24 protein-coding genes are annotated in these 21307 nt (G+C 61.1%); 14 read left to right on the top strand and 10 right to left on the bottom strand.

What is annotated here, in order from left to right; genetic code table 11:
- The 4 genes from B8746_RS00275 to B8746_RS00260 form a co-directional block, all read right to left on the bottom strand.
- The gene (locus B8746_RS00275) at window positions 1–828 is read right to left on the bottom strand and encodes a polyphosphate kinase 2 family protein (RefSeq protein ID WP_084391254.1); all 828 of its coding nucleotides are present in this window, start codon (window positions 826–828) and stop codon (window positions 1–3) included.
- A 91-nt stretch (window positions 829–919) separates the two neighbouring features.
- Window positions 920–1537 (bottom strand): 30S ribosomal protein S4, encoded by a 618-nt coding sequence (rpsD, locus tag B8746_RS00270; protein ID WP_084391253.1) that lies wholly within the window; start codon window positions 1535–1537, stop codon window positions 920–922.
- Window positions 1538–1656: 119 nt separating this feature from the next.
- Window positions 1657–2934: a DEAD/DEAH box helicase gene (locus B8746_RS00265; protein ID WP_095380812.1), complete on the bottom strand. Its 1278-nt coding sequence runs from the start codon at window positions 2932–2934 to the stop codon at window positions 1657–1659.
- Between the two features lie 260 nt (window positions 2935–3194).
- Complete coding sequence (locus B8746_RS00260) at window positions 3195–3884, bottom strand: DUF2270 domain-containing protein (protein WP_084391251.1); 690 nt, start codon at window positions 3882–3884, stop codon at window positions 3195–3197.
- Window positions 3885–4117: 233 nt separating this feature from the next.
- On the opposite strand from B8746_RS00260, the gene B8746_RS00255 reads away from it, so the two are divergent.
- Both B8746_RS00255 and B8746_RS00250 read left to right on the top strand, forming a co-directional pair.
- Window positions 4118–4480, top strand: coding sequence for a BlaI/MecI/CopY family transcriptional regulator (locus tag B8746_RS00255; RefSeq protein ID WP_084391250.1), 363 nt, complete (start codon window positions 4118–4120; stop codon window positions 4478–4480).
- A complete protein-coding gene (locus tag B8746_RS00250) occupies window positions 4477–6522 on the top strand; it encodes a M56 family metallopeptidase (protein ID WP_084391249.1) in 2046 nt (681 codons plus the stop codon). Before B8746_RS00255 ends, B8746_RS00250 begins: the two co-directional genes overlap by 4 nt.
- A gap of 82 nt (window positions 6523–6604) precedes the next feature.
- On the opposite strand, the gene B8746_RS00245 is transcribed toward B8746_RS00250, so the two are convergent.
- A complete protein-coding gene (locus tag B8746_RS00245) occupies window positions 6605–7291 on the bottom strand; it encodes a hypothetical protein (protein WP_084391248.1) in 687 nt (228 codons plus the stop codon).
- Between the two features lie 199 nt (window positions 7292–7490).
- Window positions 7491–8096: an NUDIX domain-containing protein gene (locus B8746_RS00240; RefSeq protein ID WP_084391247.1), complete on the bottom strand. Its 606-nt coding sequence runs from the start codon at window positions 8094–8096 to the stop codon at window positions 7491–7493.
- Window positions 8097–8175: 79 nt separating this feature from the next.
- Between B8746_RS00240 and B8746_RS00235 the strand changes: the two genes are divergently transcribed.
- Both B8746_RS00235 and B8746_RS00230 read left to right on the top strand, forming a co-directional pair.
- Window positions 8176–8922 carry a sulfite exporter TauE/SafE family protein gene (locus B8746_RS00235; protein ID WP_084391246.1) on the top strand — a complete coding sequence of 249 codons (747 nt, stop codon included), beginning with the start codon at window positions 8176–8178 and terminating at the stop codon, window positions 8920–8922.
- A 30-nt stretch (window positions 8923–8952) separates the two neighbouring features.
- The gene (locus tag B8746_RS00230) at window positions 8953–9357 is read left to right on the top strand and encodes a hypothetical protein (protein WP_143434484.1); all 405 of its coding nucleotides are present in this window, start codon (window positions 8953–8955) and stop codon (window positions 9355–9357) included.
- A 65-nt stretch (window positions 9358–9422) separates the two neighbouring features.
- Here the strand turns inward: B8746_RS00230 and B8746_RS00225 are convergent, their stop codons facing one another.
- Complete coding sequence (locus tag B8746_RS00225) at window positions 9423–10055, bottom strand: porin family protein (protein ID WP_084391244.1); 633 nt, start codon at window positions 10053–10055, stop codon at window positions 9423–9425.
- A gap of 203 nt (window positions 10056–10258) precedes the next feature.
- The gene (gene tadA / locus B8746_RS00220) at window positions 10259–10717 is read right to left on the bottom strand and encodes a tRNA adenosine(34) deaminase TadA (protein WP_233123761.1); all 459 of its coding nucleotides are present in this window, start codon (window positions 10715–10717) and stop codon (window positions 10259–10261) included.
- Window positions 10718–10781: 64 nt separating this feature from the next.
- On the opposite strand from tadA, the gene rsmD reads away from it, so the two are divergent.
- The gene (gene rsmD / locus B8746_RS00215; protein ID WP_084391243.1) at window positions 10782–11342 is read left to right on the top strand and encodes a 16S rRNA (guanine(966)-N(2))-methyltransferase RsmD; all 561 of its coding nucleotides are present in this window, start codon (window positions 10782–10784) and stop codon (window positions 11340–11342) included.
- Here rsmD and B8746_RS00210 read toward each other — a convergent pair.
- Window positions 11339–12394: a patatin-like phospholipase family protein gene (locus B8746_RS00210; protein ID WP_084391242.1), complete on the bottom strand. Its 1056-nt coding sequence runs from the start codon at window positions 12392–12394 to the stop codon at window positions 11339–11341. The two genes, rsmD and B8746_RS00210, sit on opposite strands and share 4 nt — an antisense overlap.
- Before the next feature lie 47 nt (window positions 12395–12441).
- On the opposite strand from B8746_RS00210, the gene B8746_RS00205 reads away from it, so the two are divergent.
- The 5 genes from B8746_RS00205 to B8746_RS00185 all read left to right on the top strand — a co-directional run bounded on the left by B8746_RS00205 (window position 12442) and on the right by B8746_RS00185 (window position 16945).
- Window positions 12442–12915, top strand: a complete 474-nt coding sequence (locus B8746_RS00205) for an NUDIX hydrolase (protein WP_084391241.1) — start codon at window positions 12442–12444, stop codon at window positions 12913–12915.
- Window positions 12916–12969: 54 nt separating this feature from the next.
- Window positions 12970–13893: a retroviral-like aspartic protease family protein gene (locus B8746_RS00200; RefSeq protein ID WP_084391240.1), complete on the top strand. Its 924-nt coding sequence runs from the start codon at window positions 12970–12972 to the stop codon at window positions 13891–13893.
- Window positions 13894–13986: 93 nt separating this feature from the next.
- Window positions 13987–14772: an SDR family NAD(P)-dependent oxidoreductase gene (locus B8746_RS00195; protein ID WP_084391379.1), complete on the top strand. Its 786-nt coding sequence runs from the start codon at window positions 13987–13989 to the stop codon at window positions 14770–14772.
- Window positions 14773–15010: 238 nt separating this feature from the next.
- Window positions 15011–15994, top strand: coding sequence for an NAD(P)H-dependent flavin oxidoreductase (locus B8746_RS00190; RefSeq protein ID WP_084391239.1), 984 nt, complete (start codon window positions 15011–15013; stop codon window positions 15992–15994).
- A 30-nt stretch (window positions 15995–16024) separates the two neighbouring features.
- Window positions 16025–16945: an oxygenase MpaB family protein gene (locus B8746_RS00185; RefSeq protein ID WP_084391238.1), complete on the top strand. Its 921-nt coding sequence runs from the start codon at window positions 16025–16027 to the stop codon at window positions 16943–16945.
- A 142-nt stretch (window positions 16946–17087) separates the two neighbouring features.
- On the opposite strand, the gene B8746_RS16925 is transcribed toward B8746_RS00185, so the two are convergent.
- Entirely contained in the window at window positions 17088–17309 is a 222-nt protein-coding gene (locus tag B8746_RS16925; protein WP_143434483.1) for a hypothetical protein, read from the bottom strand.
- Window positions 17310–17375: 66 nt separating this feature from the next.
- Here B8746_RS16925 and B8746_RS00180 point away from each other — a divergent pair, with 66 nt between their 5' ends.
- The 4 genes from B8746_RS00180 (at window position 17376) to B8746_RS00165 (ending at window position 21288) form a co-directional block, all read left to right on the top strand.
- Window positions 17376–18023 carry a CDP-alcohol phosphatidyltransferase family protein gene (locus tag B8746_RS00180; RefSeq protein WP_084391237.1) on the top strand — a complete coding sequence of 216 codons (648 nt, stop codon included), beginning with the start codon at window positions 17376–17378 and terminating at the stop codon, window positions 18021–18023.
- Window positions 18024–18109: 86 nt separating this feature from the next.
- On the top strand, window positions 18110–19027 hold the full coding sequence (locus tag B8746_RS00175) for an SDR family NAD(P)-dependent oxidoreductase (RefSeq protein WP_084391236.1): 918 nt from the start codon (window positions 18110–18112) through the stop codon (window positions 19025–19027).
- A gap of 12 nt (window positions 19028–19039) precedes the next feature.
- Window positions 19040–20500 (top strand): mechanosensitive ion channel family protein, encoded by a 1461-nt coding sequence (locus B8746_RS00170; RefSeq protein WP_084391235.1) that lies wholly within the window; start codon window positions 19040–19042, stop codon window positions 20498–20500.
- 92 nt (window positions 20501–20592) lie between these two features.
- On the top strand, window positions 20593–21288 hold the full coding sequence (locus tag B8746_RS00165) for a pirin family protein (RefSeq protein ID WP_084391378.1): 696 nt from the start codon (window positions 20593–20595) through the stop codon (window positions 21286–21288).
- The last annotated feature ends 19 nt before the right edge of the window (window positions 21289–21307 follow it).

Here is a 21307-nt window from a genome sequence, read left to right as displayed (position 1 = left end):
CTAGCTGAAATCGAAGTCTTCGAGCTTGTAGCCAGGGTCGGGCCATTCGAGGCCGAGGCCTTCCAGTTCGCCGCGCAGGATGCGGGCAATGGCGGCGTTGCGGCGCGTGCGGCTGTCGGCGGGGATGACATACCACGGCGCCCACTCGGTCGAGCACCGCTCCACCATGTCTTCATAGGCTTTCATGAAGTCCGGCCACATCTTGCGGTCATCGAGATCGGCCGGGTTGAACTTCCAGCGCTTGTGCGGCTCGGTGATGCGCTCCTTGAGACGGATGCCCTGCTCTTCATAGCCAAGGTGCAGCATGAATTTGACGATCCTGACGCCATTTTCAGAGAGGTGCTTCTCGAACTGGTTGATCTGGTCATAGCGCTGCTCGACCGCTTCGGGCGGGGCAAAGCCGCGGACCTTTACCACCAGCACATCCTCATAGTGGGAGCGGTCGAAGATGCCGATGAAGCCTTTCTTGGGCACGGCATTGTGGACGCGCCAGAGATAATCATGGGCCAGTTCTTCCTTGGTCGGCGCCTTGAACGCCTTCACCGTCATGCCGAGCGGGGTCGTCTGCGCGAAGACATTGCGGATGGTGCCGCTCTTGCCCGCCGTGTCCATGCCCTGGATGACGACGAGGACGGCCTTCTTCTGCGTGGCGTAGAGAAGGTCCTGGTGCTCGTCGATCACGCCGGCGTCTTCCTGAAGGCATTTGCGGGCATGCTTCTTGTCAGGGAAGAGCTTGCGGTCACCGGAGTCGCGTGATGAGAGGTCGAACTTTTCACCGGGCGGGGCGATGAAGCGTTCGCGGACCTCTTTGATGGATGGTTTGCTCATATGTGCGCGCTCCTCATGCCCTTAAAACCAAAAGAAAAAGCCGCGCCCAATGGAGCGCGGCTTGATCTGTTTCGCAAGGGCGTGTGGCGTCTTACGAAGAATAGAATTCGACGACCTGGGCCGGTTCCATCTTGACCGGGTAAGGCACGTCATTGAGTTCCGGGACGCGGATAAAGGTCGCGGTCATCGCTTTCGGGTCGACCTCGATATATTCCGGCACATCGCGCTCTGGTGAGCCAAGGGCTTCCAGGACAAGTGCGAGGTTGCGGGACTTTTCGCGGATCTCGACAACGTCGCCGGGCTTCAGGCGGACAGAGCCGATATTGGTCTTCACGCCGTTCACTTTCACGTGGCCATGATTCACGAACTGGCGGGCTGCGAAGATCGTCGGAACAAATTTCGAGCGGTAGACAAAGGCGTCGAGACGGCTTTCGAGCAGGCCGATCAGATTCTCGGCCGTGTTGCCCTTCATCCGGTTGGCTTCATCGAAGGTCTTGCGGAACTGCTTTTCCGTGATGTCGCCATAATGGAATTTCAGCTTCTGCTTGGCCATCAGCTGCATACCATAGTCAGAGACTTTGGCGCGGCGACCCTGGCCGTGCTGGCCTGGCTTGGTTGGGCGCTTGTTGACCGGAGATTTGGGGCGACCCCAGATATTCTCACCGACCCGGCGGTCGATCTTGTACTTCGTCGAGTGACGACGTGACATAGTGTACTTCCTTTTACGACGCGGGCCGGTGGAACGCCTTCATGGGTCCCACGATTTCAACGGCGGCTCCGCACCACCCGTCCTGAAGCGGCGCTTTAAATGCCAAAAGCGCCAGATGGTCAAGTGGCGTGACTGTGCTGGACTGCCTTACCCTGGCCGCGATGGCCATTCGGCCGGCGGTTGCGATTGCCATTGCGGGGCTTGCGGCGGCGCTGGCCATCCTTGGACGGGTGGAAGCCGCTGGCTTCGCGCTCATTGATCGGTTCCTGATTGGCACCGGCTTCGTTACCGGGAAGGCGGTTGCCGATCAGCTTCTCGATATCGCGCAGGAGCTTGCGTTCCTCGCTGTCGCAAAGCGTGATGGCCGTGCCGCTTTCGCCGGCCCGCGCCGTGCGGCCGATACGGTGCACGTAGGACTCTGGGACGTTTGGCAGCTCATAGTTCACGACATGGCTGACCTGGTCGATATCGATGCCGCGGGCGGCGATATCGGTCGCCACGAGCACGGTGAGTTTCTTTGCCTTGAAGGCGTCAAGCGCCTTGGTGCGCTGGTTCTGGCTCTTGTTGCCGTGGATCGCTGCTGCGGCGAGGCCGGCCTGTTCGAGATGACGGCAGACACGGTCTGCACCGCGCTTGGTGCGGGTGAACACGATCGCACTATCGACTGTGGGACCGCGCAGGATTTTCGTCAGCACGTCGCGCTTCTGGGGATGCTGAACGAACTGGACAGACTGGTCGATGCGCTCAACCGGCCTGGAGACCTGAGCGACGGCCACATTGACAGGATTGTCGAGGAACTGTTCGGCCAGCTTGCGGATGTCTTTCGGCATCGTGGCAGACAGAAGCGCCGTCTGACGCTCTTTTGGAAGCTGCGTCAGCACTTTCCGGATCTGCGGCAGGAATCCCATATCCATCATGTGATCCGCTTCGTCGAGCACGACGGTGCGGATCTGGTCGAAACGGATGGCGTTCTGCGACTTGAGGTCGAGCAGGCGGCCGGGCGTTGCGACAACAATGTCGACGCCGCGCTCCATGGCGCGAACCTGCTTGCCGATCTTCAGGCCGCCAACGATCACGGTGACGGAGAATTTCGAGCCCCTGCCATAGGTGCGGACACTGTCGGCGATCTGGGCGGCCAGTTCACGGGTTGGTGCCATGATGAGCGCGCGGCAGGCTTTCGGCGCCGGGCGCTGATTGTCGAGGGTCAGGGCGTGCAGCAGTGGCAGCACGAAGGCGGCGGTCTTGCCGGTGCCTGTCTGCGCCGTGCCGAGCACGTCCTTGCCGGCCAGCATGGCCGGGATGACCTGCGACTGGATCGGGGTCGGGTCAGTATATCCTTCGGCGGTCAGGGCGCGCAGGATTGGCTCGGCGAGGCCGAGGTCGGTAAATTGAGTCAAAATCAGTCTTTCAAATATGCCTGAAGCACGAACGGAACTGTTCGCATCAAGCGCCAATAGACCATCCCGGCAGACCATTCTGCCGGCTGGGTGTTCGCGCGATTCAGGGCTTTTTCGAGAAGGCAACGATCGGGGAGGAAAGTCGCTCGATCCAGAGCATATCGTTCCGGATCACTTGATCGATGCCTGAGGCGTCTGAGGGGTCAGATAAGGTGTTCAGCGCCAAACGCAACCATCAAATGCGGCTGGACGCCATCGGCTCACTCAATCTTTTCGCCTTTCAGATAGTCGGACATGCGCGAGGTGTCCTTCTGCTTGACCCGATAGGTCCAGATCGTAACGCCGATAAAAGCAAACAGCAGCAATGTTCCAGCCACGATGACCAGTCCGCCGGGCAGCGGACCGATATGCGCCCTCTGGACCATCTGCTCTATGGTCACCGCCTCAATCGGGTGAATCCAGATCTTCGCAAAATAGGCGACATACTGGATCATGAAGATCCAGAGATAGTTCCGCCGCAGCCTGTGACCGATCGCCTGCAGGGCCGAGATGTGGAAGTCCGGCGTGACATAATCATCCGATAGCGCGGTGCCGCGATCCGTCATGATCTTGCCGCCTTCGCCCCGCAGGACCGGCACCATCAGCGCCAGCTCCAGCAGGCGGGCCCGGAACTTCCAGGTCATGAAATACCGGTAACGGCGCGCCTCAAGGAACAGGAACATGATGGTCAGCATGCCCACCAGCGGGATCGGGAGCGGCGACGCCGTCGCGCTCGCAAAGCTGACGGACAGCGCGATACCGGTCGACACAACCGCCCAGTTGGTCGTCATGTCGAGCCTCTGGCGCCAGATTGTGGAGCGGTACACTTCGGCGCGATAAAGGTGTGCCAGCGCGCCAATTTCCTTTGAACCGTCAATCGGTTCGATCAGTTCTGAATCAGTTTCGGTCATTCTGGACCTGTATACACCTTCGCAGGCCGGACGGCGATAAGCGACGGAAATTTTTATGTTTATGCGCTGAGATTGCCCTGTGGTCGCCGCGTCCTGACAGGGCGGGACCGCCCTGGCAGGAGCACGCGGGCGAACCAGACACCCCTGCCCCAAAAATTTCACAATTGATGTATTGACCACAATTGTAATCGGTCGTAACGACTACAAACGTAATCAACGGGACTCCAGGTTCAATGCAGATCACACACGCAGAACTCGAAATCATGAACGTGCTCTGGGACCAGCCGGGCATCGGCGCGAGTGAAATCGCCGAAGCCCTGAAGGACGACAAGTCCTGGAATATCCGCACGATCAAGACGCTTGTGGGACGCCTTGTCGAAAAAGGCGCACTTGCCACAGAACCGGATGGGCGACGCTATCTCTATCGCCCGCTGATCAAGCGCGGCGACTATCAGAAGAAGGCCGCGAAACAGTTTGTCGACCGCATGTTCGGTGGCCGGGCGGCCCCGCTTGTGGCGCACCTCGCCGATGCCAGAGGCCTCAGCGCGGATGACATTGCCGAACTCGAACAGCTTTTGGGGGAGCTGAAGAAATGAACCCGTTCGAAACCATGAACCCGCTTGTGGCCAACAGCCTTCAGACGAGCCTCGCCGTCGCGATTCTCTTTGCGCTGGTCCTCATCGTTCGCCGCCCCTTCGCACGCCAGTTCGGCGCGAAGGCGGCCTATGCCCTCTGGCTTGTGCCTCTGGCGCGGCTTGTCATGCCGCCGCTTCCGGCCAACTGGTCCCTGTTCGGTGCGCTCGCGCCCGCAGCGACCGTGCCAGCCCCTGCACCGGTGGAGGCCGCGCCGGCGGCACCGGGCTTCGCCATCTATCCGACCGAAGCAGGCGGTACGATGCGCGCCGAGGCCACCTTCGTGCCGGCGCCGGTCGAATTCGTGCCTGCACACGCGGCTGAACAGGCCGGGCCGGGCATGCTCGAACAGGTCGCCGGCCTGCTGCCGCACCTTGTCGTGCCGCTGTGGATTGCCGGTATCGCGCTGATGCTGGGCCTCGCCTGGCGTCGTCAGGCCGTCTTCCACCAGCTGATCCGCGACGACTCGTCAAAAGCGTCGGACAGGGTGAACGAAATGGCGCACGAGATTGCCGCGCAGCTGAAAGTGCGCCGTTCCTTCGAGGTGCGCACCAGCCTTCTTAATGGCAGCCCGCTGGTCACTGGTCTCAAGCGCCCTGTCATCCTGCTGCCGGAATGGTTCGAGGCTGACTATACCCCGCGCGAACAGCGCGACGCGCTGACCCACGAGCTGATGCACGTCAAACGCGGTGACCTCTTTGCCCTGCAGGCCGCACAGATCGTGCTCGCGCTGCAGTGGTTCAATCCTCTGGCTTACCTGTCGATCCGGGCCTTCCGCATCGACCAGGAAGCCGCATGTGACGCTGATGTGCTTCGGGCGGGAACATCATCTGCGTTTTCCTATGGCCGCACCCTGGTCAAGGCCGCACGCCTTGCCGGTCCGGCTGACTGCGCCTTCCGCGGCGCAAACCTCACCCTGGCGCATCCCATCAAAGAAAGACTGATCCTGATGCAGAATTCCGCCCCTACCCTTCGCAAGCGCCTGCTTGGCACGACGCTCGCCGTCACGCTCGGCTCGGCCGCTGTCTTCACGACGGCTTCATGCGCCGCCTCTGCCGCTCCGCGCGACCAGTCCTCAGCGGAACTTGCCGGCGGCGACGAGCACGAAACGGTCATCAAGAACGCCAAGGTAAAAGATCACCGCGTCTACCGGTTCAATTCGCACGGCGATGACGCGGACCGTCAGTTCGTGCTGCTGAGCGACCCATTCGAGGAGCTCCATCCGCGGCTTGCCAATCTCGACAGGCTGGATGTGTCCGACATTCAGGAAGAAATGCAGCGCCTGTCGATCGAGATCAGCAAGGTCGGCGAAATGAAGGCCCTCGAGGCGCTCGGCGAGCTGGATTTCTCTGATCTTGCGGACCTGAAAGAGCTGGAGGGCCTCGCCGTTCTGGGAGATATGGAATTTGACTTCGATCTCGAGCTGGAGGGGCTTGAGGAGTTCAATGTCGAGACGATCGAGACCGATAGCGGCGTCAAGATCATCATCCCGAACCATGAAATCTTCATCTCCAAGTTCGATGAAGGCAAATTCGAAATCCAGATGGAAAAGATTGCCGCCCTTGCCGAGGCACATGCCGACCGCGCTGAGGCGCTGGCGGAAGCCCATGAGCGCCGCATGGAGAAAATGGAACTTGTCATCGAACGCGAAGTCGAAGCCCGCGCCGAGCGTATGGAAGAGCTGGCCGAGCAGATGGAACTTCGCATTGAAGCGGCCTTCGAAGATGGACTGGAAGACGATCTCGAAGCGGCCGGAGAAGTTGTCGAAGACCTCGCCGAGCAGTGCGAGGACCGCGATGCTGACCTTAATGCGCCAGCCCTCGTCAGCGTGCGCGACAATGGCAAGACCTATCGCGCACTGTGTGTGAACGGTGAGCGTTCACGCCTCAAGGACAAGGATGTGAAGGAGTTCGTGATGAACCATCCCAGCCTGACTGACGCGGAGAAGGCCCGCTTCAGCAAGCACCGCTCCTTCACTTACGAATACTCCTTTTCCGAAGACTAGGGTCAGGACCTATCTGATTCTTCGAACCTGACTTTGGATATGGAACTGGAAGGCCTCTGCACAGACCCGGCAGAGGCCTTTTCTATTTCAGGAGCCGGCCCTTGCTGGCGCGCTGGATGAGCAGGGCAAAGCCGAACAGGACGCTGGTCAGTCCGAGAAAGGCGAAGACTTTCAGCCACCAGGAATCGAACCGGTCTTCGCCGGTGATATCCATGATGTGAAAGCGCCAGAGCACATCGAAGATGCGCCATTTGGTGGTACGCACGGCGGTGATTTTGGCCGCCTCAGCATCGACCCAGAAGACGGCGCTATCGAGACCTTCAAACTCGACCCGCCAGAGGGGTTTGCCAGTGAAGGCTTCGCGCGGAGGATGATCAATGCGCTCAACCGTGGTGGCGTAGCCTCGACCGGCCCAGGCCTCTTCGGCAATGCGGCGCACAGCCGTCTCTCCGAGCGGGGATAGCTGCTCGCCGGTCGACGCCTCATAGAGCGCAGTCCAGCCATCGCCGGAGACTTCCCAGACCGGGCGCCCCAGCACCTGTCGCAGCTGCACTGCCTTTGCATCGCCCGTGACCTGCGGCGGGGCGAGAGTTTCGAGCGAAGCGATGTCGACCATTGGCGCGGGCTTGCGCAGATGCTCGCCGCGGATCTGTTCGATCGGGAAGAGCGTGAAGAAGAGCCCGCTCACTGTCCAGAAAAGAAGCTGGAATCCGACAACCAGGCCGAGCAGCTTGTGGACGCGGGCAACGCGCCGGGCATTGATGGACATGTCACTTCCCTCATCTGACGCGCCTTCTTTGCCGGATGTTGGGACTGGGAGTCGAGCGGTTTCCCCGGATGGGGCTGAATAGGCCCCACGCCAACCTTCCCCGTTGGCGGAGAGGGGCATGGCGGCGTGCCAACAGCCGCATGCTTCGACTTCGCTCACCTTGTCGGCTTCCGGAAGGTCGGAAACAGTCCGACTGGGGTCAGCGCAGGAGCAGGTTTGCGATTTCTGCCGGTAGCTCTCCGCGACGGGCGCGTTCGAGGGCGGTGAAGACCATCAGGTGGGTGAAGCTGTCGGTGATCTCGCCTGACAGGCACCGCTCGATCAGGGTGCTCACGGGCACGCGCTCAAGAGCGAGGTCTTCAGACGGTTCGGGGGCCGCTTCACCTGCCGAAAGGCCCCATGCAAGATAGCCGAAGGCGCGTTCATCCGAGACAGAATTGGAAAGATCCCATTTGCCAAGCGCGAGCCAGTGGGCGGCGCGAAGACCGGCCTCCTCCTCCAGTTCACGCGCGGCAGAGACGAGTGGATCAACCCCTTTTGCCCCGCCGCCTTCCGGTAATTCCCAGCTATAGGCGTTAAAGGTGAAGCGGTGCTGGCCGACGAGCCAGGTATGCCCCTCATCATCAACCGGCAGGACGCCGGTCGCGTAATTGGCAAAGCGCACGACGCCATAAATGCCGGGCTCGCCGTTCGGATGTGTGACCTTGCTCGTTTCCACTCGGATCCACGGGTTTTCGTGGGAGACGTCCGTCGAGTGGACGCGCCACGGACCGTTGCGCTCAAAAGGCTCGGAATCATCTGCCATGAGCGAAGCTTAGCTACGCCCGCACGGCAGGCAAGCACCCCGCCTGTCACACCCGAGGAATCGAGGTATTGCCAACGTCATGCCCCTGATCAGCGCTCTCATCATTCTCATCGCGACCCTGGTCACGGCATTCATTTCCGGCATCTTCGGCATGGCGGGCGGCCTCATCCTGATGGGCGTGCTGACCGCGCTGCTGCCGGTTGCCACCGCTATGATCGTTCATGGGGCGATCCAGATGGTCTCGAATGGCTGGCGGGCCTGGCTGCTGCGCGGGCATATCGACTGGGCGATCTTCGCGCGATATGCGCTGGGGTCGGTCGCGGCGGTGGTGCTGCTTGTGCTGCTGGCCTGGCGGCCGGACAAGACCATGGTCTACCTGCTGCTGGGGCTGACCCCGCTCATGGTGTGGATCCCGAAATCCATCGTCGACCTCAACATCCAGAAGCGCGGGCAGGCGGAGATTGCGGGCTTTGTGGTGCAGGCGTTGAACACGCTGGCCGGTGTGGCTGGGCCGTTGCTCGATCTGTTTTTCGTGCGAACCGACATGACGCGGCAGGCCATTGTCGCAACCAAGTCGGCAACGCAGGTGATGGCGCATCTTGTGAAGATTGCCTTCTGGAGCGCGCCGGTTGTTGCAGCAGCGGGGCTCAGCGCCATGCCGCCGCTCTGGCTGTTCGCGCTTGCCATTCCGCTGTCGATGACGGGGACGTGGCTTGGCGGGCTCGTGCTGGAGCGTATGAATGATGTCGACTTCAAGCGCTGGATGCGCTGGCTGGTGACGGTGATTGGCGTGATCTATCTGGCGCGGGCGGCGAGATTACTCTAGTTAAACGTCAGTTTTCTTGGACGTGTGATCATGCGATCTCTTCTACTTATCGGGGTGCTAGGGCTCGCTTCTTGCGGCAATGCTGTCGAGTTGCCGGACATTTGCGCTGTCAGCGCGAAGGGCAACTTCTCGACCGCAAAATCGCTGAAGGTACGCCATGTTGAGGTTACCGAAGCAGAGCCTGAAATTGCTGACTTTTTTGAAAACCTGGCCGATCAGACTTTTCGAGAGGACAAGCGAAATGATGGCTTCGAGCCGAACAATGCGAAATTCAGGGATGTCTGGGACGAATATGCAGAAAAGCTGCTAGAAAGACCTGGCGACGTATATTTTGTACGTCTTCAAATTCAGCATTTCGACAAAACAACCTCGCATTACCGGTCCATGTGCTTCTCCGAGGATGACGGTTGCACCTGCCTTCATCTCGACCAATAAAAAAACGCCGGTGCCTCATCCAGCGGCACCGGCGTCTCTCTCACGCATTCTGCGTGGGTGGCTGACTAGAATTTGTAGCCAGCGCTGACCATCGCAGCGTGCGTGTCGGTATTGCCGAAGCCATACCAGGTGTAGTCGCCGCGAAGTTGCCAGTTCTCGGTCAGGTCATAGTTGAGACCGGCACCAAGAGCTGCACCATCTTCGGAGTCTTCGACGTTGATCGGGTTGCCACCCGGCGTCTCGATTTCAGCATCCAGGTCGACGAAGGCGTAACCGGCACGGCCGAAGATATCGAGCTTGTCCGTGACCGGCATGGATGCGCGGCCATAGACACCAACAAGATAGTTGAGACCAATGTCGCCCGAAGCGGCGATCAGGTCATTGAAATCACCATCATTATTGTCGTCGAGGTCAAACTCGTCCTCGTCGACATTATAGTCGAACTCACCATCGTCGATGCCGGAGGTCACATCAGCTTCGAGGCTGAAGAACTTATTGAAGTTATACCCGGCACGGGCGGTGATTGCATTGGTATCCACACCCGATTCAGCGCCATCGGGCTGAATGTCGAGATAGGAGTAGCCGCCTTGCAGATAGAAGCCTGTGTCTTCGTCTGCATAGCCCTGAGCCTGTGCGCTTGCACCGGCAACAGTAAGGGCACCGGCTGCTGCAGTACCAATGAGCAATTGTTTCAACATGGGAGGTTTCCTCATTCTGAGTTGTGTTTCTTTGCCCCGACCCGAAGCCGGAACTGGACACCAAACGAGGCAGGATAAAGGCACGTTCCGCTGCGCACTCATCGCGCGCCGAACCTGTGCCATTTCGGCATCACTTTCTGTAATTTAATTTAACAAATACAAACGGTTAATTCGCCGCTGTCCGCCAGAGACCGGACCGGAATTCAGGCTCTGCGGGCCCGAAAAAAATGCTTCAGCATCAAGGCTGAATCGGCCGCGAATTCGGAGCATGTGCGGACCTCCGGGCGCCAGTGGCAGGTCGGCTGGTCGAAGAATTTGGGGCCATGCAGTACCGCGCCGCCCTTTTCATCGGTGGCGGCAAAGACGAGGCGACGGATGCGGGCAAAGCTGATCGCACCTGCGCACATCGCACACGGTTCCAGCGTGACATAGAGGTCGAGCCCCGGCAGGCGGTAATTGCCGAGTTTTGCGGCGGCAGCGCGGATGGCGACGATCTCGGCATGCGCGGTCGGGTCATGCGCGCCGATTGGGCCATTGCGGCCTTCGCCGACAATCTCGCCAGTGGCGGGGTCCACAACCACCGCGCCGACAGGGACTTCGCCGGCATCTGCGGCGGCCTGGGCCAGCGTCATGGCGCGCTGCATGTATTGCTCATCGCTCATCGTGACAGCCCATACACGCTAACGAACTTTCCTGCACCACCCCGCAATGCTAAGGGCGCAGCCCATGCGTATCATTTCCGGAAAATTCAAAGGCCAGGCGATTGCCGCGCCCAAGGGGCGCAATACACGTCCGACATCTGACAGGGCGCGCGAGAGCCTGTTCAATGTGCTGGCGCATGCGAGCTGGGCGCCAGAGCTTGAAGGCGCGCGGGTGATCGATCTCTTCGCCGGATCGGGCGCCCTCGGCTTTGAGGCGATGTCTCGCGGCGCGGCCTTCTGCCTGTTCGTCGAGACAGAGAGCAGCGCGCGCGGGGCGATCCGTGACAATGTCGAAGCGCTGCAGCTTTTCGGGAATACCCGCACCCATCGGCGCAGCGCCGTCGATCTCGGCACCAAGCCGGCCGGGGTTGGAGACCGCTTTACAATTGCCTTCCTCGACCCTCCCTATCACCAGAACCTCGTCACGCCCTGCCTGAAGACGCTGATAGCGGGCGAGTGGATGGCGCAGGACGCCCTCGCCGTGGTCGAGACGGACAGCAGCGAGACCTTCGAGCATGAAGGCTGGGAGGTGGTCGACGAACGCGAAGCCGGCAAGGCGAAGCTGACCATGCTGAAGAGAATTTAGCTTTCAGAGCCGTCCAGGAAGGTGCCGTGAATGTCGACGCTGGATTGCTTGCCGACCTGGTCGAGGCAGGAGCCGATCCATTCCTCGGCATGCGCCCTGCCCTTGTCACGCAGATTGGTCAGGAAAGGCCAGCTCGTATCGTATTTGGTCTCCAGGCGCAGGCTGCGCAGGGCTTCTCCGCCGCGGATCGCATGGATATTGAGCTTCTTGTACTGGTTCTGCACGGCGCGGGTGAGAAGGTTCTTGCCGAGCAGTTTCTGCACAAAGGCGATGGCGCGCAGCTCTCCGAGCAGCGCCGCATTGAAGGTGATCTCATTGAGGCGGTCCTGGATCTCACCTGCCGTGCGCGGTGTGCCCTTGCGTTCGAGCGGATTGAGCGTGACGAGCAGGATGTCCTTCGGCGCATTGGTATAAAAGAGCGGGAAAAGCGAGGGATTGCCGAGATAGCCGCCATCCCAGTAGGGCGTGCCTTCGATTTCGACGGCACGGAACGTGTTGGGCAGGCAGGCCGAAGCGAGGATGGCGTCGGAGGTGATTTCCTCGCCCTTGAAGATCTTGACCTTGCCGGTCTCGACATTGGTGGCTGCGACGAAAAGCTGGATGTCCGAGGCGCGCACAGCTTCGAAATCGATCATTCCCGTCACCGCTTCGCGCAGCGGATTGAGATCGAAGGGATTGAGGTCATAGGGGCTGAGGAAGGACGTCATGGCCGTCGCGATGGAATGCGGCGAGAAGGCCGCGAACGGGTTCGAGCTCAGCATCTCGCCCGCGAGCGAATTAGGCTTCATGGCGTAAAGCGAGGCACCGCGGCGAGAGATGTCCTGCCAGAAATTGCTGAGGGACTGGCGCGCGCCCTCATTGCCGTCTTTCTGATAGCCAGAGATGAAGGCGGCAGCATTCATCGCCCCGGCCGATGTCGCGGTGATCGACCTGATCTCGATGTCTTCGCACTCGGTCAGCCGCTCAAGCACACCCCAGGTGAAAGCCCCATGCGCGCCGCCACCCTGAAGCGCGAGGCTGAGAGGTCTGGATTTCTTCCCGCGTCGAGCCATACACTCTCCTCTGTCCTGCCGACTATTGAGGCCGAGGCCCTAACACAATGCCAAACAGCCAAACTTCACTAAAACTTGCCGACGGCCTGCGACCGCAGGCGGCGGTTGGCGTGGTCTGCGTGAAGGATGGGCAGGTGCTGCTGATCCGCCGCGGGACACCGCCGATGACCGGGGAATGGTCGCTGCCGGGCGGCCGGGTCGAACCGGGTGAGCCGGTGAGGGTGGCGGCGTTGCGCGAACTCTTTGAGGAAACCGGCGTCACGGCGGAGCTTGCCGGTCTGATTGACGTGGTTGACGCGATTGTGAAGACCCGCGACGGCACGCTTGTGACGCGCCATTTCGTACTCAGCGACTTTGCGGCTGTGTGGACGGGCGGTGAGCCGGTCGCTGGCGACGATGCAGCGGATGCGCGGTTTTTCGAGGCTGATGCGCTGGACGATATCGACCTCTGGGACGAAACCCGGCGCGTGGTCCGGGAAGGCCTCGATCTGGTCGCGAAGCTTTCGAACGCACGCAATTAGTGTCATAATAAAGGGATATTGACGCGAACAAGTCGCGCACCTGGGAGGAAAGAGGTGAGAGTCGCCTCAAACATACTGGCGCTGGTCCTGCTGGCGCTATCGACTACGCCAATGGCGAGCGCAGTCGCGAAGCACACAATCCCGTTCGAGATCAGCGAAGCGGGTTTTCTTGTCGTGAAAATGGAGCTCAATGACGAGGTCGAAGTCGACGCGGTTCTCGATACTGGCGCGACCATTGCGTTGCTCGATCACACAGCGGCGAAAGCGGCCGGCATTGAAGAGCCGGACGGCGTCAGCGTGGTGGCCATAAACGGCCTCAGCGGTGTGCAGGAATTTCCCCTCGTCCATATCGACAAGCTCGATATTGGCGGAATCCAGAGCGAGACGGTCCGCGCGGCCTATAACAAGAAATTCCCGATGGACTATGTCAGCAATATCCTGCCGGCAAACAATCTGCCGCACCGCGTGCTCGACTTCGATTTCGAGGAGGGGCGGCTATCGGTGTATAACCGGCGCCCGCTGGCGGTGTGGCGTTCCAAGACGGTCCGCAAGCCGGTGGAGCGTATCCAGGGCCTGCCCTTCATCCGCATCGAACTCGACGGCATGGAAGCCCTTGCTCTGATTGATACCGGGGCAAGCCTTACGGTCGTCAATTCGGTACTGGCCGACAAGGTGACCGGACGGCGGGGCCGGATCGAGACACTGGAGCTGGTCGGTGCAACGGGGGCCGTCATGGACCTTCGGGTTCTGCACAGCCGAAACCTCGCAGTGGGCGAGTTCAAGACCGACAAGTTCAGGTCCATCATCGCCGATCCGGATGTGCTGGTTGCACTTGGCGTGAGCGAGGAGCCGGTCATCATTGTCGGGCTCGACTATCTCTCGCAATTCCGGCTGCAGATCGACCGCGAGGCGGAGATGATGCATTTCAGCATGGCCGCGCCGCGTCGCGAGGCGGGCATTACAATTATCGCACGCTGAGGCCTGCAGCCGGGGTGCCTTCCCTGTCGTCAGCATTGATCTTGGCGGCCTGCATGCCCTTTATGCAATCCAAACAGCATGGAGGATTTTCAGATGGCTTACGCACCTTTCGATCTCACGGGAAAAGTGGCGCTCGTCACGGGCGGCAACAAGGGTATCGGGCTTGGCATGGCAGAGGGCCTGGCCGCTGCCGGCGCGCATGTCGCGATCTGGGGGCGCAAGGAGGCCGACAACAAGGCGGCCGCGGAGAAGCTCTCCAGGATCGGCACGGGCGAAGCGAAGGCCTGGCAGGTCGATGTGGCCGATGAGCAAGCTGTTGTGGAGGCCACCGCCGAGACAGTGAAGGCATTCGGACGGCTCGACAGCTGTATCGCCAATGCCGGCGTCGGCTTTGGCGCGAAGTCCTTCCATGAAATGACGACGGAGATCTGGCGCAAGAACATGTCGGTCAATCTGGACGGCGCCTTCTGGACGCTGCGCGAGAGCGCCAAGCACATGGTCGAGCGCGCGAAGAATGGCGACATGGGCGGCACGCTGATGGGCACGGCGTCGCTCGGCGCGCTTCAGGGCGCGGCGCGCAATGAGGCCTATACCGCCACCAAGGGCGCACTGATCACGCTGATCAAGGGCCTGGCCGTGGAGTATGCCCGCTATGGCATCCGCGCGAACACGATCCTGCCGGGCTGGATCGCCACGGACATGACTTCCGGTGCGCAGGACAATCCGAAATTCGAGAACAATGTCATCTCCCGCGTGCCGATGCGCCGTTGGGGCGAGCCTGAGGATTTTGCCGGGGCAGCGATCTATCTTGTATCGGACGCTTCACGGTTCCATACGGGCGATACACTGCTGATCGATGGCGGCTACGCCATCTTCTGATCGTCTGGCGGTGCTCAGGCACCCATTGCGATTGCCGCGACAGCAAGAAAAAGAACGCGGATCGTCATGTTGACCTCCATCGGGATGGGGCTGCAGTGGATGCGGCCCCTTCTTCCTGTCAGGAACAAGGATTTACGCGCGGGAATGTTCCGGATTTTCGGCAGGGATGACCTCGGGTGACGGGTTGGCAGGCGCGTGCGGCGGCGCAAGGATCGCTGAAAATCACTGGAGGACACTGATGAGCATCCACACCCCGCTTTGCGACTTCCTGGGCGTCAAATACCCGATCATGCTGGCCGGAATGGGCGGCGTCTCCTATGCCGAACTGGCCGCCGCGATGAGCAATGCGGGTGGCTATGGCGTGCTTGGCATGGCGGGCACCACGCCGGACTTCATCGAAGGCCAGATGAAGAAGGTGCGCGAGCTCACCGACAAGCCGTTCGGTGTCGACCTTCTGGCCGCATCGCCTGAGAGCCTCGAAGAGTCGGTCGATGTCATCATCAATGGCGGCGCGGACAGCTTCGTGGCGGGCCTCGGCGTGCCGATGCCGATCATGGAGAAGCTGAAAAAGGCCGGCCTCAAGGTGATGGTTGTTGGCGGCGCCGTAAAGCATGCGATCAAGGCAGAGCAGGCCGGGTGCGACGCGGTGATCCTGCAGGGCGGCGAAGGCGGCGGGCATACGGGGCTGGTCGGCACGCTGCCGCTGGTCGCGCAGGCAGTTGAAGCGGTGGATATTCCGGTGATCGCGGCCGGTGGCATCTATGACGGGCGCGGGCTTGCCGCATCGCTGGCGCTCGGCGCAGTGGGCGTCTGGATGGGCACGCGCTTCATTGCGTCTGAAGAGGCCCATGCAGCCAATCTCTACAAGCAGACCGTGGTCGGCGCAGGCGATACCGATACGACGCGAACGCGCTGTTATTCCGGCAAGCCGATGCGCTGTCGCACGAATGACTATATCAATGACTGGGAGAGCCGCCCCGGCGACATCATGCCCTTCCCGCAGCAGGCCATCCACTCGCACCAGACCGGCGTGATCGGCGGCATTGGCGGCATCACGGATGAGGCGAAACTCAACCCGGACACGTCCTGTTTTGCCATGGGCCAGTCGGCGGGCGGTGTGAAGTCTGTCGAACCCGTTGCCGCGATTGTCGAGCGGATCATGAGCGAGGCCGAAGCGAGCATCAAGAAGAGCCAGGGATACCTATCGAAAGCGACAGCTTGAGGCAGGCCTGTGGCTCTGAGATAATGAGCCATGAAAAAGCTGAAATCCTATCTCGGCTGGAAGACGGACTTCACCGTTCCGGCAGGTGAGCGAGCCTATGCCGCGCCGGACTCGATCAGCTGGAAAGTCTTCAAGAATCCGATTGCGCTCGCTGTGGGCGGCGTGGCGGCTGTGCTGCTGGAATTTGCCGATGCCCGCATCCGCTCCGGCGTGTGGGACCATTCCGTCTTCAAGACTGACCCCATCGGCCGCTCGCAGCGCACGGGAATGGCGGCGATGGTTGGCGTTTACGGCCCGGCGAGCGCGGCCCGGCGGGTCATCCAGGGCGTCACCAATATGCATGCCAGGGTCGGCGGCAAGACGCCAAGCGGAGAAGATTACAAGGCGCTTGATGTCGAACTGCTCGACTGGGTGAGCGCGACGGCGGGCTATGGCTTCCTGACCGCCTATGACCGGTTCGTAAAGCCGGTCTCCTATGAGGACAGATGCCGCTTCTATGAGGAAGGCGTAGAAGTCGCGAAGCTCTATGGCGTCGAAAATCCATTGCGGAAGCCGGAAGACTTCGATGCGATGCTGGCACACCTCCTGCCGCGCTTCGAACCGCATCCGATCAACACCGAATTTCTCGACATCATCAAATCCGGGCAGGCGGCGCGCAACGTCCCGACCGCGCTGCACAGGGCGCTTGCGAACGCCTCTGTCAGCATCCTCCCGGCAGAGGTTCGTGAGCGCCTTGAGCTTGGGCCGGACTATGACCTGTCTTTCGCGGGGCGTCAGGCCGTGAAGCTCGCCGGGAAAGTGGCAGACCGCACGCCGATCAAGGGCAGCCCGCCAGCGGATGCGGCCATCCGGCTTGGCCTGCCCTGGTCCTTTGCCTGGAAAGGCGACGCCGCGAAACGGCGCATCCTGTCAGAGGCCGCGCATCGGGACGTTCAGGCGGCGGCGGAGTAGATTGGAGGCCGGTTCTTGTCATCCCGGACCTGATGCGGGGTCGAGAGCCTGATCGCCCAGAATGCGTATCACTGGGTCCCGGTCTTCCGCCTTCGCGGAAACCGGGATGACGGGATTGAGCATAGCGGCCGAATGAGTGCTGCTAAAGCCAGCGGAGTGGCGGCGCGTCGGCCCGCAGCGTTTCGATTGTAGTGCGGAGCTTGACCATGAAATCGGCTTTCCGGGGGGCAGCGATGCTTACCATCATGGCACCGCCACTCATCGCCTGCACCATATCCACGGCGATACTGATCGGGACGCACGCCATGGCCAGGACACCTGAGATCCTTGCCACGATAGCCGTTCCGGCCAGTGTCGCTCTCACTTATGCCATCATTTATTCCTACAGTCTCTGGCATCAGCGAAAGGCTGCAGGGGGAAAGGGTTTCGCATGAGCAATGACATTCTCGACATTCGCCGCCCAATCCGGTCACGCAATTCTGCGTGGGCGACGCAGGCCGCCAAACTGCTCGCCGCGCAGGGCGTGACGCCGAACCAGATTTCCATGGCCAGCATGGCATTCGCTGCCGTGGGGGCGCTGGCCTTCCTGCTTGTGCCGCATGTGGATGGCTTCCTGCGTGTCTTTGCACTCCTGGCTGCGATTGGCGGCATTCAGGGGCGGCTTCTCTGCAACCTGTTTGACGGGATGGTTGCCGTCGAACACGGCGCGGGCGGGCCGGAAGGGCCCTTCTGGAACGAGTTTCCCGACAGGGTGTCGGATTTCCTGTTGCTGGCCGCGGCCGGCATGGCCTGCGGCATGGGATGGCTTGGTCTCATCGCGGCCGCGCTCGCCATCTTCGTCGCCTATGTGCGCGAACTTGGCCGGGCGAACGCGCTGCCTGCCGACTTTGGCGGCCCGATGGCCAAGCAGCACCGCATGGGCATGCTGACATTTGCCGCAGCGGTGACCCTGTTCGAGCCGCTATGGGGCGCAAACACGTTCACGCTGAAAGGCGCGCTGATCATCATCGCACTTGGCTGCGTGGTGACAATCTACCTGCGATCAAAGCGCCTGGTTCAGGGCCTCAGGGCGCAATAAGGTCGCAACCTCACAGGCTTGCCAATCCAGCTGCGAGGGTGTTGGAAAACGCTCAACACATGAATGTAGCAAGCTAGGAGGAATACATGGGCGTTCTGGATGGAAAAGTCGTACTGGTCACCGGCGGCGGCAACGGGATCGGCAAGGAGTGCGCGCTGCTGGCAGCAAAGGCCGGCGCGAAGGTTGTGGTGAACGATCTCGGTGGCAGCCTGTCCGGCGCCGATGAGGGCGATGCAGGCCCGGCCGAAAAAGTGGCGCAGGAAATCCGCGCAGCAGGCGGCGAGGCGGTCTCGAACTCTGACAGCGTCACCGATTACAAGGCCGTCGAAGGCATGGTCGAACAGGCCAAGGACGAGTTTGGTGGCCTTCACGCCATCATGAACCCCGCTGGTATTCTGCGGGACGGCATGTTCCACAAGATGTCCGAAGACGACTGGAAGGCCGTCATCGACGTTCACCTGCATGGCACGTTCAATGTCACCCGCGCCTCGATCAACGAATTCCGTGACCAGAAAGACGGCTCTTACGTCCTCTTCACATCAACCACCGGCCTGATCGGCAATATCGGCCAGGCAAACTATGGCGCAGCGAAGCTCGGCATTGCGAGCCTTTCCCACATCATTGCCATGGAAGGCGAGCGCAAGAATGTCCGCTCCAACGTTATCGCGCCGTTTGCCTGGACCCGCATGATCGCATCCATCCCAGTGAAGGATGAGGCGGGGCGTGAGCGCGTCGAACGGATGAAGAATGGCATGCGTGCAGACCAGGTGGCCCAGTTCGCTGTTGCCCTCTGCGCAGATGGTGCCAAGAATGTGTCTGGACAGATTTTCTCGGTCCGCGGCAATGAGGTCATCCTGTTCAGCCAGCCCCGTCCTGTGAAGTCGGTCGCCCGCCTCGAAGGCTGGACGCCAGAGACGCTGATCGAGCAGGGCCTGCCAAGCATGCAGGGAAGCTTTACAGATCTCGGCCCGACGACGACAGTCTTCCCATACGAGCCGATCTAGGGACACCAGTACATGCAGGGTGAGACCGCCCCGGAAAGCGAAACCCCCATTCTGAAGGAGTGTATCCTTCGGGATGGCGAGGAATTTTGCCGGACGGTGTCACCCGATGGCATGGCCAGCGCCCCAGCTGAGGTCGCGGCCGATACCGACTATCTCGCCTGGGCGCGGCCTTTCCTGAATGATCCGGTCGGCTGGGCAAATGAGAACGTCCTCAACCTCGATATACTGGTACCGCTCAGCATCCAGGTCGGCTCTGTGCTCCTGGCGCTTGTTGTCGGCGTTCTGCTTGCGCCGCCAATCCGCAAGCAGGTCCTCGGCCTGCTGGAGCGGCTGCCGGAGAATATCGCGAAGAATGTGACCGAATCGGTGCCGGCGCTGGTCAGGCCGGCACTGTGGGCGCTGTTTGTCTATCTCGCCCTGACGATACTCAATACCATTGGGCAGGAGAGCGCGCTGGTGCGGATTGCGACGTCGCTGGCGCTTGCCTGGCTGCTGATCCGCGTGGTGACGACCTTCCTGCCCGAATTCGTCCGCAAGCCGCTGGAATGGACGATCTGGGTCTTTGCGGTGTTTTACGCGTTCGGCGTGCTGGATGAGGTGCTCGACTGGCTGTCCAATGTCGGTCCGCCCTATGCAGGCGGCCGGATCAGCCCGATCTTCATCGTGCAGGCCATCGCAACGGCGGCCTTCTTCCTGTTCATCGCCAACTGGATTGCGTCCCGCCTGAAGCGGCGCGTGCATGCCCTGCCCCGCGTTGAGCCATCGCTGCGCATCCTGATGTCGAATGCGATGCAGATCGGCCTGTTCTTCGGCGCTGCCCTGCTGACGCTCGCAGGTCTTGGCATTCCGCTGTCAGGCCTTGCGGTGCTTGGCGGTGCGATCGGTGTCGGCCTTGGCTTTGGCATGCAGCAGATCGTGGCCAACTTCATCTCCGGCGTGATCCTGCTGACCGACCGGTCCATCAAGCCGAATGATGTCATCGAGGTGGACGACACCTATGGCGTCGTGAAATCGCTGGGCCTTCGTTATGCGTCTGTGATTACGCGGGACGGCAAGGAACACCTCATCCCGAACGAGATGCTGATCACCGACAAGGTGGTCAACTGGTCCTATTCCAACAAGGAAGTGCGGGTGAAGAAGCGCCTGCGTGTCGAGTATGAGACCGATCTGCGCCAGGCTGTCGATCTCGTCGTGGAAGGCGCAAAGGACACACCGCGCGTGCTGCATTCGCCCGCGCCGGTCTGCCTCGTCATGGAGTTCGGGGACGAAGCCATCGAGCTTGAGGCGCGCTTCTGGATCAATGATCCTGAAAACGGTGTCGCCAACATTGCCTCGCAGGTATTGCTCAGCATCTGGGACCGGTTCCGCGAGGCGGGGATCGACATTCCGCTGCGCCATGAGGACATCCTGATCACGCCGGGATCGACGCTTCAGGTCGAGATGGTGCGGCCGAAGAAGCCATCATCAGATTGATGCATGCTGCGAATAAGTGATGTCCGGGCGAGGCTCTGGATGAATTCGCGGGGCACGCCATCTTGTGGCCAGACACAAACATGGAGGTCGCAATGATTGACATTCGCAGGTTCAAGGATCTCGGCACCTTCCAGAATGAATGGCTGGATGCCCACTACCACTTCTCCTTCTCGCACTATTACGACCCGACCCGCATGGGCCATGGCAAGCTGCGCGTCTGGAACGATGACAAGATCCGCGCCCAGACCGGCTTTCCCCCGCATGGCCACCGCGACATGGAGATCATTACCTATGTCCGCAAAGGGGCGATCACCCACCAGGACTCGATGGGAAACAAGGGCCGCACCGAGGCTGGCGATGTGCAGGTGATGAGCGCCGGGTCTGGCGTGCAGCATTCGGAATGGAACGCCGAGACCGACGAGACGACGCTGTTCCAGATCTGGATCGAACCGGCTGTGGCGGGCGGTGCTCCCGGCTGGGGTGCGCGCAAGTTCCCGAAAGGTGACCGGTCCGGTCAATGGGCCGTGCTGGCCAGCGGCGACGAGGCCGACAAGGCCCTGCCGATCCGCCAGAACGCAAAAGTGCTTGGTGCGACGCTGAAAGCCGGTGAGACGCTGGACTACACCGTCCCGGCGGGGCGCTATGGCTATTTCGTGCTGGCGGGCGGCTCTGTCGAGCTGAATGGCGAGACACTGAATGCGCGTGACGGTGCGGCTGTCACAGGTGCCGAGACGCTGACCTTCAAGGGCATCGCCGACGCCGAGATCGTTTTCGTCGATACGGTCTGATGTCTTCATCACCGGTTAA

It is taken from the genome of Henriciella pelagia (genome assembly GCF_002088945.1).
Lineage (GTDB): Bacteria > Pseudomonadota > Alphaproteobacteria > Caulobacterales > Hyphomonadaceae > Henriciella > Henriciella pelagia.
The sequence above is the reverse complement of the archived record's forward strand: the minus strand, read 5'-3'. Positions and strand labels throughout refer to the sequence as shown.